This is a genomic window from Aquimarina latercula DSM 2041 (assembly GCF_000430645.1).
GTDB classification, from domain to species: Bacteria; Bacteroidota; Bacteroidia; order Flavobacteriales; family Flavobacteriaceae; genus Aquimarina; species Aquimarina latercula.
The window spans coordinates 45,793-64,373 of record NZ_KE387186.1; the positions used below are offsets into that span (position 1 = coordinate 45,793).

Sequence of the window (18,581 nt, forward strand, 5' to 3'; positions counted from 1 at the left end):
TTAAAACTCAATATTTATACCTAGTGAATATGTTTTTGCTGGTGGTGCGGAGTAAAAAGAGGTACCTGTTCTTACTCCTGAATTTCCGTTAAAATCTGCTGTAGATTCAGGATCATATCCATCATAATCAGTAATGGTAAGTAAGTTTACACCACTGAAATAGAACCTTACTTTTTCTAAGAAAAATCTTTTAGAGAAAATAGGATTAATCGTATATCCCAACGTAATGTTTCTAAGTCTTATAAAGTCGGCTTCGTCTAGGTAACGAGTAGAATCCGCTTGTCCATTCTCTTGATTTAATCTGGCTTGTGGAACATCGGTAATATCACCAGGATTTTGCCATCTATCTAATTGATCAATGGTTTGGTTGTCAAAGAATTTACCATTTCCAGAAGAGAATTTACCGGCTTGATCAAAAATGGAAGCTCCAAATTCTCCTTGAAAAGTGAATTGAAAATCAAAATCGTTTACCTTTAAAGTATTTGTAAACCCGATCTGATACTCAGGAAATGGATTTCCTACTACAATTTTACTTGCTTTAGAAATACTATTTGTAGTTGTTTTATCTAAAGAACCGTCTGCATTTAATGTATTAGTATAAAATAAAGCATCTCCATTAGATGGATTAACACCTGCGTACTCATATAGATAGAAAGAGGAAATAGTTTCACCTTTTCGTATAATATTTACTCCATCGATGATATCACCACTTGGTAGATCTGTTACCTCATTCTTGTTTTGAGTAAATAGTGTACTTACGTTCCAAGTAAATGAAGGCTTAGATATGATTCTTGCATTAAGACTTACTTCGAATCCTTTATTAACAATCTCTCCAATGTTTCTAACAATAGAGGTAAAACCAGAAGTACCTGGTAATGGTTGATTGAATAATAAGTCATTGGTGGTTTTATTATAGTAATCAAATTCACCAGAAATTGTACCATTAAACAAACCAAAATTTACTCCTAAGTCATACTGGGTTGTCTTTTCCCAACGTAGTTCATTATCTCCTAATTGAATTGGTGAAACACCAAGCCTTTCATTATAGGTAGTTACACCATAAAGATCTTTACTGGCAAAATCTCCAATTTCTGCATTTCCAGTAATACCCCAACTTCCTCTTAATTTTAAATTACTTAAAAAATAAGAATTACTTAAGAATCTTTCATTACTAACTATCCAAGCAGCAGAAGCAGCAGGGAACCATCCAAACTGTGAGTCCTCACCAAATCGAGAAGAACCATCACGACGAATACTTAGATTGAATAGATATTTTTCGGCAATGGAAAAACGTGATCTGGCAAAATATGATAAGAAGTTATATTTAGTTTTGTTAGAACCTCCGTTCGTTATTAATACTGCATTGTCTAAGGTCTGTAGATCATCCGAAGGAAATCCTTGTCCTATTGTAAATTGACTTTTACGGTTGGTTTCTTCAAAACTTCCTCCTAGTGTAGCAGAAAAATCTACTGCATCCCCAAACGTACGTTTATAAGTCAAGTAATTTGTTAAAATATATCTTTCTGTAATTGCATTACTTACAGTACCAACTCCACCTGCCGAAGCAAATTCAGTTAAACTTCCAGAGAATCGTTCCGCATTCTGGTTATTAGCATCATAACCAACTTCGGATTTAAGCCTTAAATAATCATTGATATAAAAATCACCATACATATTGGCTGTGGTTCTCCAGATGTCAGTAACAAATCTTCCTGTTTGTTCTTGTCCTAGAAAATTTTGAAACAGTGTAGAATTACCATCTACATTGGCTGTTCCATCTTCTAACAAAGCGGGTGTTAAGGGAGACTGACCGATAGATTGAAGTGGTGATATAAATGCATTGTCATTAGATAATCGATCAATCGTAACTTTAGAGATATTGATGTTTACTCCAGCTTTTGATTTTTCTGTAATATCTGCATCAACTTTACCTCTTAATGTATATCTGTCTAATTCATTTCCTAGTATAATACCTTCTGTCTTATTGTATGATGTAGAAACAAAATAGGTGATTTTTTCACTTCCGCCAGAAGCTGATAAATCTATATCCTGAGTAATACCTTCTACCAAAGCGAGGTCTTGCCAATCTGTATCCACTTCATTGTTTCTCCAATCGTTACCTAGAGACAATTGATCAAATTTGGTTTCAATTTCACTTAAAGAAAGTCCACCATTAAGAGCAGCTTCGGTATAAAATTCTACATATTGTTCAGCATCTAAATATTCTCTTTTGTTAGTAGCAAAGTTCCATCCTGATGCAGTATTTAAGGTAACTTTAGTTTTTTCTGCTTTACCTTTTTTGGTAGTAATGATAATAACTCCATTAGTTCCTCTGGCACCATATATTGCAGCTGCTGATGCATCTTTTAAGAAATCAATAGAATCTATATCGTTAGGATTCAGTCCAATTAAAGGATTGATTGGAGAATTGTTTATAGACTCATCATCATTAATAAGCGGTACTCCATCCAAAACGTATAACGGTTCCTGAGAAGCACCAACAGTAGAGACACCTCTAATTCTTACTTTTATACCAGATTCTACCCTTCCAGAAAGCTGAGTTATCTGCACACCAGTAACTTTACTAGTCATTAGCGATTGAACACTTGGAGTGTTGATATCTGCAATTTCACTAGCTCTTATACTCGAGACACTAGTGGTAATCTCTTTTTTAGAAGAACTACCATATCCTATTAGAACAACTTGATCTAATCCTTCTACATTATCTTTTAACGTAACATTTATTACGGTAGATCCAGTGATAGTAACTTCCTGAGTTTCGAAACCTACATAAGAAAATATAAGTATATCGCCAGTAGTAGCTTCAATAGAGTAATTTCCATCAAAGTCAGTTTGAACTCCATTATTTGTCTTTTTAACTAAAATGTTTGTTCCTGGAAGTGGAATTCCGGATGGGTCGATAACCGTTCCAGTAATTGTTTTCTCTTGGGCTTGGGCAAGTCCAGAGCATACTAGCATAGCCATAGCTATGCTAAGTTTGATTAAGTTTTTCATTGAGGGCGTTTTAAAATCGGGCCCAAAATTACGCTAATCCCGTAATAAAAACACCCCTACAATGATGTGAGCTAATGAAAATAGCTGTTTTTTTTTAAGAATATTTTATCTGCGACAAGAATTGAATTTTGTTATTCTTAATAAAAGCAAATATTATGTATTATTATGATAAAAAAAAATACAAAAAAATGAGTTTTTGTGAAAAATAAAAAATTCGTTAAAACCAACACTAGGTTAGATAAAGTGTATGGATTGTAAGTCTATTCTTTCTTACTTTTATTATTTTCTGTCTTGTAGGGCAAATACCTTACGTAATAAATCTGTTGTCCTAGAACTAAGTTTATTTCTAATTTCTCCTTCTTCTACAGCAATCATGGTATATACACCTTCTAAAGCTTCGCTAGTAACATAGTCTGTAAGATCCGGGTTTACGTTACTAGTAAAAGGAATCGTATTGTATTTATTAATAATGTTTGACCAAACTTGGTCAGCTCCTACCTTAGATAAAGAGTTCTTAATAACAGGATTAAATTTAGAATACAATGCAGATTTGGTAGTACCTTTTAGGTATTGTGTGGCAGCATCTTGGTTACCTAGTAATATCTGTTTGGCATCGTTAAATGTAATTTGTTTTACTGCATTTACAAAAATTGGAGTAGCTTCTTGTACAGCATCTTCGGCAGCTCGGTTAAGAACTTTTAAACCTTCGTCTGCTAGATTATCAAGACCAATATCTCTTAATGTCTTATCTACCTTTTTTAATTCTTCTGGTAATACAATTTTAACTAACTCATTTCTGAAAAAACCATCTTTTTGGGTAAGTTTAGTTACTTGTTTATCGATTCCTTTGTCTAAAGCTTCTCTTAAACCATTCCCTATGTCAATATTGCTAAGACCAATTGCTCCTGTAGTTTCTTGAGGAAGGCTCTCTATTACTTGTTGTAGTTCTGCACAACTTGAAAGTTGAAATATAACTAACAGTAAAAAAATTCTTTTCATAATTTCTTATTAGATTTGAGATTGTAATGATTTTATATGAATTCAAAGTTAATTTTTTTCATACTATCTATTTCAATTCTTTCCTGCAAAAATAGTGAAGATTCGATGAAAGGGAGATCTTTTGGGCCTAATGATCCAAAACAATACATAACTATTTTGGGAATTGCCCAAGATGGAGGGTATCCGCATATTAATAATAAAGACGAATTCGTAGGTGTTGCCCAAGGTGATATTAGCAAAGAACTTGTTGTTTGTTTAGGAATTGTAGATCAAAAAGAGAGAAAAAAGTTTTTGATAGAAGCTACACCAGATTTACCTGAACAACTGGCTATGCTAGACGCAATATATCTAAATAAAGCTCCCATTATTGATGGTGTATTTCTAACCCACGCTCACATTGGTCATTATACTGGGCTTATGTATTTTGGTAGAGAGGCAATGGGATCAAAAGACATTCAGGTTTTTACAATGCCTAAAATGAAATTATTTTTGGAAAACAATGGCCCCTGGTCGCAATTAGTGGATTTACAAAACATTGTACTACGTCCATTAGAACATGAAGTATCGGTAGAATTGACAGAAAATATTAAAATAACACCATTCCTTGTGCCGCACCGAGATGAATTTTCTGAAACAGTTGGGTATAGAATTGATGGAAAATCTAAGTCTGGATTATTTATTCCTGATATTAATAAATGGATTTTATGGGAAAAGAAAATTGTAGATGAAGTGAAAAAAGTGGATTATGCTTTCATAGATGCTACTTTTTTTAAAGAAGGAGAAATACCTAGACCTATGGCAGAGGTTCCGCATCCTTTTATTCAAGAGAGTATCGAATTATTTAAAAATGAATCTAAAGAAGTTAAATCAAAGATTATTTTTATTCACTTTAATCATTCTAATCCTTTAATGGCTCCTAGTAACAAAGAAAGAATTCAGTTAGAAAAAGAAGGATACAGGTTTGCAAACACTAATGATATATTTGAGTTATGAAAAAATAACGGTTTTGTTATTGTATACCAATACTTTTCTTTCTATATGATGTTTTATGGCTCTGGATAAAACTATTTTTTCAAGATCTCGTCCTTTTAAGATAAAGTCCTGTACATTATGAATATGTGATACTCTAACCACTTCTTGCTCAATTATTGGTCCTTCATCGAGATCAGAAGTCACATAATGACTGGTAGCTCCGATTATTTTCACACCGCGTTCATAGGCAGAATGGTAAGGTTTAGCACCAGGAAAAGCGGGTAAAAAAGAATGATGAATATTGATTATTTTATTGGGAAATTGATCCACAAAATTTTCAGATAAGATCTGCATATATCTTGCTAAAACAATGAAATCAATTTTAAGTTCTTTTAATAAAGCTATTTGTTCTGCTTCGGCTTGTTGTTTGTTCGATTTGTTAACAGGAATATGCTTAAAAGGGATTTTAAAATTATCTGCAATCGGTTTTAGATCTAAATGATTACTTATGATGATTGGAATTTTTACCTGAAGCTCTCCAGAAGCGTGTCTTCCCAGAATATCATATAAACAATGGTCATACTTAGAAACAAAAAGTGCCATTTTAGGTTTTTTCTCAGCATTATACATTTCCCAGTGCATATTGTAATTATAGGCTACTTCTTTATTAAAAGACTCTTTAAATAAAGCTAGTTTCTCTTCATCTTGATCAAATTCACATTCTAATCTCATAAAGAATTCTCCTAATTCTCTATCAACATGTTGTTCAATATAGACTGTGTTTCCTTTTTTTGATAAGATAAAATTAGTTACTGTAGCTATGATCCCTTTTTTATCTGGACAGTTAATGAGTAAGGTTGTTTTTTTCATGTAATGATTAGATTGAAAATTCTAATTTTTGGAATATAAACTTACTATTTAAGTTGTAATAATTGCTTACGAACGTGACCTATTCGAATCGTTTTTGATGAATTAAAAAAATATGCCTGTTTTTTCTAAATTATCTATAATAAAAAAAGGTTGATTTTTATAAAAATCAACCTTCTCTTAATACAGTGATATGTAATATCTGTTATTTAATATCCTCTACTACATTATTAATTAAAGTTCTTATATGGTCTTTATGTGCTTTAGATAGTTTGTCTCCAGTACCGTTAGAAACCATCGACCTGATTCGTTTTAGATTATATAATGCCATTGATTTCGATGCATAAGTGTATTTAGGACCTCTAGCATTATTCATCGAAATAACTTGGATGAGCCTTTTGGTATATTCTAATTGTAAATTCTGTCTAAAAGTATTTACAGAACTTGCAGCATCTGCTTGAAAAATAGCATTATTTAGATCTGTCATAAACTCTGATAATTTATATTCATTACCATATAATTCAGAATCGGTAATTCTTTGTAAAGTATTAGGGTGTAAAATATGATCTAGTACTCTTTTTTGAAACCCAAGTGTAAGATCATGAATTTTAGGATCTTCTGGACCTCCAAAGAAGTTGTATCCTCTTCGTTGCATAGCAATATAATTATAAAGATCATTTGGAGTCTTATATGCATCTGGTGCAAACACATACTTTTTTAAAGCATTCATTGCTCTTTTTTGATCTTCATAACTAACGGGTGTAAAAGGTTTGGCATTTGCATCTTGCCCTACCATACTTCTATCAACATATACACCACCAATGAATCTTGAAATAACATTTCCTGCTTTAGCATATTGACCGCTCAGGATGTAATAAGCTTGTCTCAGTTCTTGATAAGACTCTCCTTTTTTACTAAATTTCAGTTTGATTTCGCCCATCATATTATTCACTAATTCCATTCTGTTGATAGAATATTTTATTTGATCATTAGACATATCACCAATCATTACTCTTGGATCTATTGCCTTTCCTGGAGAGCGCATATCATCTGCATCATTCCCGAAAATTAGTTCAGGTTTCGTAGATTGACTAGCGATTTTTTCCAGCTCTTTATCCGAGCTTACTGGAGTATATCCATATTGTATAGCCCATTTATCATAAGGTCCAACTGTCGTAGAAAAATATTGTCCTTGATTTGATTTATCATTTGTGACATTAATTGCAGTATAATCCATAACAGATCCTGTAAGACATTTGTCTTTAATAAATTCCGGATTATTTAATTCTTCTGGAGAGAACAACTGACTTGCTTTCATGTTATGATTTAATCCTAAAGTATGACCAACTTCGTGCATTACTAATTCCTTCATAGCTTCCATTTTCATACCTTCCATTTCATTGTCATTTGCTCCATAAGCAATAAGAGCAGCTTGACCAAATAAAGAGTTTTCCTGCATGATATGACCATATGAGCAATATGTATGTTTATCCTTGATAATAGTTGGATAATTATTATCCTCATCTTGATCGCTTACAGCTAGGTTAAACAATCGATCATATTTTACACGAGTTGTATGATATACATACTCTAGCATAATATCTGCACCTAAAATTTCACCTGTTCTTGGATTCACAAAACTTGGTCCATATCCACCAAAAGGAGGTATTGGAGAAGATGTCCATCTCAGTACATTATATCTAATATCTCCAGCATCCCATGTTGCATCATCAGGTTGTAATTTTACAACCATTGCATTTTTAAAACCTGCCTTTTCAAAAGCTTTGTTCCATTCTAAAACAGCTTCTTTAATGGTTTCTCTAAATTCTACTGGTGTAGAGTTTTCCATCCACCAAACAATTGGCTGCACTGGTTCGGAAATTGCTAAACTTGGATCTTTTTTAACTAAATTCCAACGATGTACTAAATCTCTATAAGGTGTTGGACTTGCAGAAGTCATATCAGTCACCTGAGTTAAGAAATAACCAATTCTAGGATCATCAAATCTTGGCTTATAATCATTTTCTGGCATTGCAATAAGACTGTGCTCGACCTTAATTGTCACATTTCTACCATCCGTAACGGCTCTAGAGCCTCCATTAAGTATGTTTGATTTAGAATATACATAATGACTGTTTACGTTCAGATTTTCTGGATAATTTTTGATCATCTTAATTTTAGTTTTCTCTTTACTAAGAGAACCTAGCTTAAAAGCAAAAGGTGATTGCCCAGGGAAATTCGGCATTTTTATTTGTTCAAAAGTCTCTTTAAGAAATAGATCGTCTGATTTTATTAGATACAATCCTTTTTCTTCGTCCAAAGCTTCGATTTTTAAACTTGCCATAATTCCTTCGCTAATATTTGCATTAGCTGATTTTGATAAAGCACTGTTTTCGTCAAAATAATAAGAAGCATTTTGAGTGATAAACTCAATTTTATTATAATGTTTTTCGATTTTAAAAACTTTATTATCCATGTATGAACCTCTAAAAGCACCCGCTTCTAGTACGCCATCAGAAATTTGACTGAAATAAATAAACTCTTTTCCAATTTGATCTTTTTTAATCACCATTTTGGTAGTTCCATCAATAGTGTCTCTATAGATCGTAAACAATCCTTCTATCTTTTTACTTTTCTTGGTGAGCTCTTCAATCGATTTTTCTTTGGAATCTTTCTTAGCAGTATCTACTTGCTCCGTTTTCCCTTTTTTTGATTTTTTCTTTTTCTTACGTTGTGCTTCCATGTTTTGGGTCCCTAATCCCAAAAAAAATGCAAATGATAAGAGTAATAATTTGTTTTTTGATGATGTAATTTTCATTTTAAAATGTATTTGTTTTCAATAATTTTGGAAGATATAATTTTCCAGATATAGTTAGAAAATCTTTAACAATAGTGTTAACACTTTCTTAAGTACTATATTGACCAATGGAATGTCCTTTTGTTACAGGAATTGAAAAATAATAAACGTAAATTTGAACTATAAATAATAAAACGATAGTTAGAGTTATTGAAATTATATAATTCTAAAAAAATATCGGTTTTTGATGCGTATTTCGTAAATTAGCACCTATTAAAACACTTTTTATTGTCAATGGAACAAATTGCACCCTATAAGCCCAAGAATAAAGTTAGAATTGTAACTGCAGCATCATTATTTGATGGTCATGACGCGGCGATAAATATTATGCGTCGTATTATTCAGTCAACCGGAGTCGAAGTCATACATTTAGGACATGATAGAAGTGTTGAGGAAGTAGTGAATTGTGCAATTCAGGAAGATGCCAATGCTATTGCAATGACCTCTTATCAAGGAGGACATAATGAATACTTTAAGTATATGTATGATTTACTTAAAGAAAAAGGAGCTTCACACATTAAAATATTTGGAGGAGGAGGTGGAGTGATCTTACCCGAGGAGATTAGTGAGTTAATGGACTATGGAATTACTAGGATTTATTCTCCTGATGATGGAAGAGAATTAGGATTGCAAGGAATGATTAATGATCTAGTGCAACAATCTGATTATCCTATTGGAGATAATTTAAATGGAGAAGGAGCTCATTTAGCAGATAAAGAAATTGGTGCGATCGCTCGTGTAATTTCTTCGGCAGAAAACTTTCCAGAAGTAGCAAAGGACACATTAGATCAAATACACGAAAAAAATAAAACATCAAAAACACCTGTTCTGGGTATTACTGGAACTGGTGGAGCTGGTAAATCCTCTCTTGTAGATGAATTGGTTCGACGTTTCTTAATTGATTTTCCGAATAAAACAATTGGATTAATTTCTGTAGATCCATCTAAGCGTAAAACTGGTGGAGCTTTGTTAGGAGATCGTATTCGTATGAATGCTATAAATTCGCCTAGAGTGTATATGCGTTCATTAGCAACAAGACAATCTAATTTAGCATTATCAAAATATGTGGCAGAAGCTATCGAAGTTTTGAAAGCAGCAGAATTTGATCTTATCATCTTAGAAACTTCAGGTATAGGACAATCAGATACAGAAATTCTAGAGCATAGTGATACTTCATTATACGTTATGACTCCAGAGTTTGGAGCCGCTACTCAGTTGGAAAAAATAGATATGCTGGATTTTGCGGATTTAGTTGCTATTAATAAATTTGATAAAAGAGGTTCGCTTGATGCTTTAAGAGATGTAAAAAAACAGTATATGCGTAATCATCAACTATGGGATACTCCACAAGATGATTTGCCAGTATACGGAACTATAGCTTCGCAGTTTAATGATCCGGGAATGAATACGCTTTATAAAGCCATTATGGATAAGGTGGTGGAGAAAACAGGCGCAGATTTAAAATCAGATTTTCATATTTCTAAGGAAATGTCTGAAAAGATATTCGTAATTCCTCCAAGTAGAACGAGATATTTATCTGAGATCTCTGAAAATAATAGGGCATATGATAAAACGGCTAGTACCCAGGTAGATGTAGCTCAGAAATTATATGGAATCTATAAAACGATATGCAGTGTAGCTAATCTAGATTTTTTAGGTTTATCTAAAAATGGTGTTGAGGAAGAACAACTTAGAAAAGTAAAGAATGATGAAAATGAAGATTTCTTAAAACTTTTATTAGCAGAATTTGACCGAGTGAAATTAAATCTAGATCCTCATAATTGGGAAACGATAATCGGTTGGGCGGCAAAAGTTCAGAAGTATAAAGATCCAATTTACTCTTTTAAGGTTAGGGATAAAGAGATTAAAATAGAAACACATACCGAGTCTTTATCACATAGTCAAATTCCTAAAGTAGCTTTGCCTAAGTACCAAGCTTGGGGAGATATCTTAAAATGGTGTCTACAAGAGAATGTTCCTGGAGAGTTTCCTTTTGCCTCCGGGTTGTATCCTTTTAAACGTACAGGAGAAGATCCTACACGTATGTTTGCAGGAGAAGGTGGTCCAGAAAGAACGAATAGACGTTTTCATTATGTTAGTTTAGGGATGCCGGCAAAACGTTTATCTACTGCTTTTGATTCTGTAACATTATATGGAAATGATCCAGATCATAGACCTGATATTTATGGTAAAATTGGGAATGCTGGAGTTTCTATTTGTTGTCTTGATGATGCTAAAAAACTATACTCTGGTTTTGATCTTACTCATGCAATGACATCTGTTAGTATGACTATTAATGGTCCTGCACCAATGTTATTGGGCTTTTTTATGAATGCCGCGATCGATCAAAACTGCGAGAAGTATATCAAAGAAAATAATCTTGAAGCTGAGGTTGAGGCTAAAATAAAGAAAATTTATAAAGAAAAAGGAGTTGAGCGTCCTGCGTATCAAGGAGATCTTCCAGAAGGAAATGATGGATTAGGATTAATGTTGCTTGGTGTAACAGGAGATCAAGTACTGCCGATAGATATATATGCAGAGATCAAGGCTACCACACTTAATACAGTGCGTGGAACTGTGCAAGCCGATATTCTTAAAGAAGATCAGGCTCAGAATACTTGTATATTCTCAACAGAATTCGCTCTACGATTAATGGGAGATGTGCAAGAATATTTTATAGAAAAGCAAGTTCGTAATTTTTATTCAGTTTCGATTTCTGGATATCATATTGCAGAAGCAGGAGCCAATCCAATTACACAATTGGCATTGACACTGGCTAATGGATTTACATATGTAGAATATTATTTAAGTAGAGGAATGGATATTAATAAGTTTGGACCAAACTTATCTTTTTTCTTCTCTAATGGTATCGATCCAGAATACGCTGTAATTGGTAGAGTAGCTCGTAAAATTTGGGCAAAAGCCTTAAAAAACAAATATGGCGCTAATGCTAGAGCGCAGATGCTTAAGTATCATATTCAAACATCTGGGCGTTCATTACATGCTCAGGAAATAGACTTTAATGATATTCGTACCACGTTGCAAGCATTGTATGCGATCTATGACAATTGTAATTCATTACATACTAATGCTTATGATGAAGCTATTACTACACCAACCGAAGAATCTGTAAGGCGTGCTATGGCAATACAGTTGATTATTAATAAAGAGTTAGGGCTAGCTAAAAATGAAAACCCAATTCAGGGATCTTTTATTATCGAAGAATTAACCGATTTGGTAGAAGAGGCTGTACTTACAGAATTTGATAGAATTACAGAGCGTGGAGGTGTATTAGGAGCTATGGAGACCATGTATCAACGTAGTAAAATACAAGAAGAAAGTTTGTATTATGAAACACTTAAACATACAGGTGAATTTCCTATTATAGGTGTAAATACTTTCTTAAGTTCTAAAGGATCTCCAACGGTAACTCCAGGAGAAGTAATTCGTGCTACAGAAGAAGAGAAGCAATATCAGATTACTATGTTAAATGAATTGCAGAAAGGAAATACAAATGAAACTTCTGAATTATTAAAAGATTTACAGCAAAAAGCGGTTACTAACCAGAACATTTTTGAAGCATTAATGGAAGTGTGTAAGAAATGTTCTTTAGGTCAAATTACTTCTTCATTATTTGAAGTAGGTGGGCAATATCGAAGGAATATGTAATTGAAATATTTTTTTCAATTTTAATACTATCAAAAACTTATAGAATCCCGCTTTGACGCGGGATTTTTCTTTTCTGTTAGTTTTTCTATCTTTAGAGAAACACAACTCATCATGAAAAGAATACTCATAATATTATTCCTTGTTTGCTGTAGCGCTTTTGGACAGCAAAAATCATTAAAAGCTTTAGTCGGTGGAACATTAATCGACGGCTTTGGTGCTTCTCCCATAAAAAATAGTGTAATAATCATAGAGAATGATAAAATCAAAGCTATTGGTACAATAGAAACCTTAAAAGTGCCTGCAAATGCAGAAGTAATTTCTACAGAAGGAATGTCGGTGTTGCCGGGACTTTGGGATATGCATGTGCATACAATGATTAATGGTCATGCCGATTATTCTTATTGGGATAAAACGTATCCACCATTATTAGAGGATGTTATCATGCCTTCTTCAGCAGAACAATTATTAATGGCAGGAGTTACCTGTGCTAGAGATCTTGGAGGCCCGCTGAAAGAAAGTATTTCTGTAAGAGATCGAATTAATAAAGGAGAAATTCCGGGAGCTACTTTGTATGTTTCAGGGCCATTTATCCAGAAAAAACCCTATCCTGGAACCGAAGCATTTCGTTGGGGAATTAATGGAGCAGAGGATGCTAAAAAGAAAATTAAAAAATTGGCAGATGCAGGTGTGGACTGTGTAAAATTAATCGATCAAGATCAAATGACTACTACAGAATTAAAAGCTGTAGTTGATACGGCTCATAAGTACAATTTAAAAGTAGTTGCTCATGGACATAGACCACAAGAAATAAGAGCAGGACTTACCGCTAATGTGGATTGTTTTGAACATACAGGTTTATCATCTGCTCCTAGATATCCGGATGATGTAATGGATGCGATTAAAGAGCGCACTGCTCAAATGAATCTTGGACCACTATTTTGGTGTCCAACGGTAGAAGGATTATACAATTATGAATATGTAAGGGATAACGGAGAGCATTTAGATAATGATTCTTGGCATAGAGGGCTTCATGATACTATAATTACAGATATAAAAAATAGTTTTGCGCATAAAGATCGTTTACCATATTTTCAGTTAACACCTTTACGTAAACCAACATTAGAAACGAAGATTAAACAATTAATGGATGCAGGAGTAGTATTAATGATTGGGACTGATAGTGGTATCCCAATGAAATTTCACAGTCAATCTACTTGGAATGAATTAGATGTGTGGGTAAATGAGTTTGGGATAGATCCTATGTATGCAATAAAAGCAGCTACGTATTGGCCATCAGTTTGGATGGGAGTTTCTGATAAAGTAGGTACTATTACAGAAGGTAAGTTTGCTGATATTATAGCAGTAAAAGGAGATGTTTTAAGACATGTAAACTTATTGCAAGATGTTGATATGGTGATTAAACACGGTAAAAGATATAAATAAGATTAATAATGAAAATAGTAAACTATAGGTTGCGGCAAGATTTTTGATTATAGATGTAGCATCAAAAAACATCTTATGAACTTTTACAAATACCGTGTAATACTCTTATTTACTCTTCTTGTTCATTCTTTTGGAGCATCTCAGACAAAACAAATTATTATTGTTGATGAGCTTACTAATATGCCAATAGAAGGAGTTCATTTGTTATATGCTAATCTAGAAGAAGGAAGTTATACAAATGCTGATGGTGCTGCAAATATTATCGTTAGAGAAGAGATATTAACGATCTCCCATCTTAATTATCAAGATGTAACTATAACACCAAAAGAAATAACATTGTTAAATACTATTTCTTTAAAACCCGATGATGTTCAGCTAGATGAGGTAATTGTTAACTCTTTTGATTTAAGAAAAGCGTTGCAATATGTATTGGATAATTATTATAACCTATACGTGGATTATCCAACAGAAAAAGAATGTTCTTTTAAGGAAACCCTATTAGTGGATGATAAAATACATCGTCTAATCCTTTCGGATCTTAAAATCTGGACAAAAGATGCAGGTTTTAATAATAGAAAACTAGAGAGAAACATAAAACTTAAATTAGGTACTGTTAGTCAAAGCAAGAACGTTCCTATGGATTTTGATATTAATGATAAAGGCGAATCTAATCCAGAATCTAGTGGACATATTATCACTAAAAGTCTATTACTTAATACATACTTAGATGTAGCTATAGCTGGATTTTTGAAATATTCAGGAATGATAGAAGAAACGGTAGAAGTATCTTCATCTGATGTTATAATAGTTTCCTTTACAACGGACTGGAAGAACGTTAATGAAATAGCTAACCGAACAAAAGGCAGGTTTGTTTTTGATAAAAAAACGCAAGCAGTTATCGAGTTTGTTAAGGAGATTGAATTACGTAATGATATAAAGAAAAAGACTTCTACTTTTTCTAATAGAGAATATGAGTATGAAAGTAAAAGTCAGGTTATCTCGTATAATTTTGCTAAGAAAGTTGATAAAAAATATAGTCTAAGTAAATTTAGTATAGAAGCTAATGTGACTTTATCTTATGATAACAAAAACTATAATACTAAATTTAAAAATGATCTTTTTGTTCTAAAAGAATCCAAAAAAAGGAGGTTTGGAAATACTGGGGTAGTGGATTTAGAACAACCGATTTACAAAATGTTGCCGTCTAACGTGATTAATTCTAATGCTATTGTATTAACAACAGAAGAAAAAGAGTTTTTAGAATCTAAAGATTGATCTGATTGTGTTTTTTTAGCAATAGTTTTCTATAAAGCTGATTAGTAATAAAATATAAAACTTTTTTAGGGAATAAATTTTATTTTTTTATCTTCATCTAACTATATAAACCAGTAAATTATTTGCTTTATTTTCGATCAATTGGGAGGAAATAACCTTCAAAAGGTAAGTAATTGATTCAAAAGATATAAGTAATGTTAAGATATATCATATTATTGAGTATTTGTGTAAATACTTTTGCTCAAACCTATGAAACAGGAAAACTCATAGATTCTATTCTTGTCTCTGATAAAAGTAAAGAGACATTTGCGATGTATCTTCCTAGTGCTTTTGATGCCAATGTAACATCACCAATTGTTTTTATTTTTGATCCAGGAGCAGAAGGTAAAAGAGGAATACAACAGTTTATTAAAGCTTCTGAAATTTATGGATATATATTAGTATGCTCCAATCACACTAAAAATGGACCGTACGATCGTAATTTTGATATTACCAATCGTTTGTTCGAATTTATGTTCGCTAATTTTAAGATTAAGCAAGATCAAATATATTTATCTGGCTTCTCTGGAGGATCTCGCTTAGCTTCGGCCATTGCAGTATTAACAAATCAAGTAGCTGGCGTTGTAGGATGTGGTGCAGGCTTTTCTTTAGAATCTTCTCATGTTCCCAGTACGCAGAGTTTTGCGTATGCCGGTGTTTGTGGTGATAGGGATATGAATTATCAAGAAATGATTCGTGCAAAAGGATATTTACAAAAACTAAATTTTACAAACACATTAATAACCTATGATGGTCATCATAGTTGGACGCCTCCTGATCAAATTTTAAGAGCATTCGATTGGCTCGAAATTCAGGCACATCTTCAAGGTATTCGTAAAAAAGATGATTCAGAAATTTATAAGAATTATCAAAAAGTTTACAACACTGCATTAGAGGCGCAGGAAGAAGGAGATTTACTAATCGCTGTAGAAAATTATGAACGCGCTTTGACTACTTATAATTCGTTTTATAAATTGGATAGTATTGTGGATAAATTAAAAGTAATCCGCAAGAGTAAAGAATATAAGAATTTATTAAAATCTGTGTCTAAGGCATTTGATAAAGAAGTTACTTTGACCAAGAAGTTTACTACACGTCTGTTTGAAGATTATAAAAAACCTGATAAAATTGATCTTTCTTGGTGGGAAAAAGAGTTGGGGAAATTAGAAAAGCTAGACGAAAAAGAAGATCCGCAAACAAAAAAAATGCTAGAAAGGTTGAGATTCCAGATTTTTGCTGTTGCACACTCTATGAATAATCCCAATCTATATCAATCTAATCAGAAACAGAAGGAACTTACTAAGAAAATAAGGAAGTTGATTTATCCATAAATTGATTATAAGGACATCATCCAGTTACGCTGAAGTTTTTTGAACTTTTTTACCTCTTTGCGAAGTAGTCTAACAAAATCTTTACCATTACTTTCAGAATGTTCTAGTCGTTGACAATTTCGATAAAGTTTATTAGTTAAATTCTCTAATAAACAAGCATGTTTTAAACGATCATTTTGGAAAACTTGATTTTCTGCCTTAAGAATTTCAGGAACTAAAGAATCAGAATCTTTTATAATATCACCCGTAAAATAAATAAAAGGATTTTCATTTCCGTTTTTCTCTAACGCAGAAAAATCATGAACTAAATATTTAGAAACACTCTTTGATAGAATGAGTATTTCCATAGCTTTTTTATATAATATTTTATTTTTAGGGCTCGAATTCATGGTTAAGTCAAAATTAAGAGTATTTATAGGGATATTGCTTTTTACTTTAAGGTATAATGTTTAATTTGCTTTAGAAAATAATGTAAATTCTATTTTTTACTTAAAATTATAATGGATATCACAAATTGGAAAATTCTTCAATTATTACAGGAGAATGCGAGACTATCTAATGCGGAAATAGGAAGAAGCGTGGGGCTAAGTTCCCCAGCTGTTGCCGAACGAATTAAAAAAATGGAAGATTATGGTATTATTGAAGGATATACAACCAAAGTCTCTTATGCCAAAACGGGTTATCAACTAAAAGCTATTATAACTTTAAGAGCTTTTATGGGACGTTTAAAACCATTTCTATCAAAAATATCTGAATTTAAAGAAGTACTTAATTGTTATCGAATTACTGGTAATGAAAATATTATTATGGAAGTAGTTCTGGAGGATCAGGTTCATCTTCAGGGTTTTATAGATAGATTGATAACGTATGGGGAGGCTAAAACTCATATTATTTTATCTAATGTGGTCGAAAACAACCCGATTTTGAATAGAAATAATAAATAAAATATATACTATCTTTAGAATATCATGTACGTTACTTTAGAATATTATGTTACGGCAATAGTTTGTTTAATTACTGCTTTCGTAATACATAGGATTTATTATAAAGAGAAGATAAAGAATCAGTCTTCTATAGCGATTAGTGGTATTAAATGGTTCGGATTTGCAATTTTTTTATGGGGGTTGGGCGCTCTCATAAATGTTATATTGGTCCAATTAATAGATATTGAAACCACTAATAAGATTGTCATTTATCTGGGAGTATTTATTTCTTTAACCAATTCACTTAGTATTTTACTGTCATTACCATCTATAGAACATCAGAAAGAACGTAATATCGTGGTTAGATTGGTACAGCGTTTTTCTGAGAAAGAGTTTGTAACACTTTTTAGTGGTGTTCTAGCAATGATTGCTTTTGTATTTATCGTCACTTCTTATAGTAATACAGAGATTAGTAATAATTTTATTTGGCTTATAGATATTCCAATTTCTTTAATTGTGGCATTTGCCTTATTAAATGAACTAAGCAAAGCTTTTGCAAACCGGGCTATGAAATTTATGGTAGTTCCTTGTTTTTTGTTATTTGTACTTATCGTAATTGCTGTAACGCATAGAATTATACCACAAGATAAAGTACTGGGTTACATAGATCAGGAATTTTGGAGTTTACTTGGAGTAATTGCTGGAGTTTCCTTCAAGTTTTTATTTATCCTGCTATTTTCCATTTTATTATATAGTTGGAAATTTCTTTCAGAAAAAGAACTAAAACAAACAGAATTGGAGGTTCTTCTTGACGAAAAACAGCTGCTACTAAAACAGCAAGAAAAATTAGTAGTAGCTAACGAAAGTCATCTAGATACAATTACTACATTACAAAAACGCTTAAAAGAAAGTGAAGTAAAAATTAATGTGTTAGAAGAATCTACAAGAATAGCACTTTCTGATAGACAAAAAGAAGTGTTAGGAAATCTAGGAGCGTGTGGAGCTAGTAAATCATATACCGAGATTGCTGAAGCTATGAATATTAGTTTAGATGGTTTTCAAACCCATATTTACCAGATTAAGAAAGTACTTAAAATTAGTGGAGCTGATGGAAAAGAACAACTTATCGCATTTGCTAAAGCCAATGAATTACTAAAGTACGCTAGTATCCAAAATAAAAATACTGATTAA

The 18,581-nt window shown here is 32.4% G+C and carries 12 protein-coding genes; 7 read left to right on the forward strand and 5 right to left on the reverse strand.

Annotation, left to right across the window (positions count from 1 at the left end; genetic code table 11):
* On the reverse strand, positions 1-3,015 hold the full coding sequence (locus H526_RS0124835; RefSeq protein WP_027395427.1) for a SusC/RagA family TonB-linked outer membrane protein: 3,015 nt from the start codon (positions 3,013-3,015) through the stop codon (positions 1-3).
* A 279-nt stretch (positions 3,016-3,294) separates the two neighbouring features.
* Positions 3,295-4,014 carry a DUF4197 domain-containing protein gene (locus H526_RS0124840; RefSeq protein ID WP_027395428.1) on the reverse strand — a complete coding sequence of 240 codons (720 nt, stop codon included), beginning with the start codon at positions 4,012-4,014 and terminating at the stop codon, positions 3,295-3,297.
* 105 nt (positions 4,015-4,119) lie between these two features.
* Here H526_RS0124840 and H526_RS0124845 point away from each other — a divergent pair, with 105 nt between their 5' ends.
* On the forward strand, positions 4,120-5,007 hold the full coding sequence (locus tag H526_RS0124845; RefSeq protein ID WP_211237862.1) for an MBL fold metallo-hydrolase: 888 nt from the start codon (positions 4,120-4,122) through the stop codon (positions 5,005-5,007).
* Here H526_RS0124845 and purU read toward each other — a convergent pair.
* Together purU and H526_RS0124855 are read right to left on the reverse strand one after the other, a co-directional pair.
* Positions 5,002-5,856 (reverse strand): formyltetrahydrofolate deformylase, encoded by an 855-nt coding sequence (gene purU, locus H526_RS0124850; RefSeq protein WP_027395430.1) that lies wholly within the window; start codon positions 5,854-5,856, stop codon positions 5,002-5,004. The two genes, H526_RS0124845 and purU, sit on opposite strands and share 6 nt — an antisense overlap.
* A 202-nt stretch (positions 5,857-6,058) precedes the next feature.
* Positions 6,059-8,671: a zinc-dependent metalloprotease gene (locus H526_RS0124855; protein WP_027395431.1), complete on the reverse strand. Its 2,613-nt coding sequence runs from the start codon at positions 8,669-8,671 to the stop codon at positions 6,059-6,061.
* A 273-nt stretch (positions 8,672-8,944) separates the two neighbouring features.
* Between H526_RS0124855 and H526_RS0124860 the strand changes: the two genes are divergently transcribed.
* From H526_RS0124860 to H526_RS0124875, 4 genes are all read left to right on the forward strand, one after another.
* Positions 8,945-12,379: a methylmalonyl-CoA mutase family protein gene (locus tag H526_RS0124860; protein ID WP_027395432.1), complete on the forward strand. Its 3,435-nt coding sequence runs from the start codon at positions 8,945-8,947 to the stop codon at positions 12,377-12,379.
* A gap of 111 nt (positions 12,380-12,490) precedes the next feature.
* Entirely contained in the window at positions 12,491-13,822 is a 1,332-nt protein-coding gene (locus H526_RS0124865) for an amidohydrolase family protein (protein WP_027395433.1), read from the forward strand.
* A 75-nt stretch (positions 13,823-13,897) separates the two neighbouring features.
* Positions 13,898-15,097 (forward strand): peptidase associated/transthyretin-like domain-containing protein, encoded by a 1,200-nt coding sequence (locus tag H526_RS0124870; RefSeq protein WP_027395434.1) that lies wholly within the window; start codon positions 13,898-13,900, stop codon positions 15,095-15,097.
* A 194-nt stretch (positions 15,098-15,291) separates the two neighbouring features.
* On the forward strand, positions 15,292-16,467 hold the full coding sequence (locus tag H526_RS0124875; RefSeq protein WP_027395435.1) for an alpha/beta hydrolase: 1,176 nt from the start codon (positions 15,292-15,294) through the stop codon (positions 16,465-16,467).
* 5 nt (positions 16,468-16,472) lie between these two features.
* On the opposite strand, the gene H526_RS0124880 is transcribed toward H526_RS0124875, so the two are convergent.
* Positions 16,473-16,814: a thioredoxin domain-containing protein gene (locus H526_RS0124880; RefSeq protein ID WP_233557568.1), complete on the reverse strand. Its 342-nt coding sequence runs from the start codon at positions 16,812-16,814 to the stop codon at positions 16,473-16,475.
* A 153-nt stretch (positions 16,815-16,967) separates the two neighbouring features.
* Between H526_RS0124880 and H526_RS0124885 the strand changes: the two genes are divergently transcribed.
* Positions 16,968-17,411 (forward strand): Lrp/AsnC family transcriptional regulator, encoded by a 444-nt coding sequence (locus H526_RS0124885; RefSeq protein ID WP_247666477.1) that lies wholly within the window; start codon positions 16,968-16,970, stop codon positions 17,409-17,411.
* A gap of 24 nt (positions 17,412-17,435) precedes the next feature.
* Positions 17,436-18,581, forward strand: coding sequence for a helix-turn-helix transcriptional regulator (locus H526_RS0124890; protein ID WP_027395438.1), 1,146 nt, complete (start codon positions 17,436-17,438; stop codon positions 18,579-18,581).

Coding starts and splice junctions, on each gene's coding strand:
- H526_RS0124835 (WP_027395427.1), bottom strand. CDS start 3,015: ATGAAAAACTTAATCAAACTTAGCATAGCTATGGCTATGCTAGTATGC.
- H526_RS0124840 (WP_027395428.1), bottom strand. CDS start 4,014: ATGAAAAGAATTTTTTTACTGTTAGTTATATTTCAACTTTCAAGTTGT.
- H526_RS0124845 (WP_211237862.1), top strand. CDS start 4,120: ATGAAAGGGAGATCTTTTGGGCCTAATGATCCAAAACAATACATAACT.
- purU (WP_027395430.1), bottom strand. CDS start 5,856: ATGAAAAAAACAACCTTACTCATTAACTGTCCAGATAAAAAAGGGATC.
- H526_RS0124855 (WP_027395431.1), bottom strand. CDS start 8,671: ATGAAAATTACATCATCAAAAAACAAATTATTACTCTTATCATTTGCA.
- H526_RS0124860 (WP_027395432.1), top strand. CDS start 8,945: ATGGAACAAATTGCACCCTATAAGCCCAAGAATAAAGTTAGAATTGTA.
- H526_RS0124865 (WP_027395433.1), top strand. CDS start 12,491: ATGAAAAGAATACTCATAATATTATTCCTTGTTTGCTGTAGCGCTTTT.
- H526_RS0124870 (WP_027395434.1), top strand. CDS start 13,898: ATGAACTTTTACAAATACCGTGTAATACTCTTATTTACTCTTCTTGTT.
- H526_RS0124875 (WP_027395435.1), top strand. CDS start 15,292: ATGTTAAGATATATCATATTATTGAGTATTTGTGTAAATACTTTTGCT.
- H526_RS0124880 (WP_233557568.1), bottom strand. CDS start 16,814: ATGGAAATACTCATTCTATCAAAGAGTGTTTCTAAATATTTAGTTCAT.
- H526_RS0124885 (WP_247666477.1), top strand. CDS start 16,968: ATGGATATCACAAATTGGAAAATTCTTCAATTATTACAGGAGAATGCG.
- H526_RS0124890 (WP_027395438.1), top strand. CDS start 17,436: ATGTACGTTACTTTAGAATATTATGTTACGGCAATAGTTTGTTTAATT.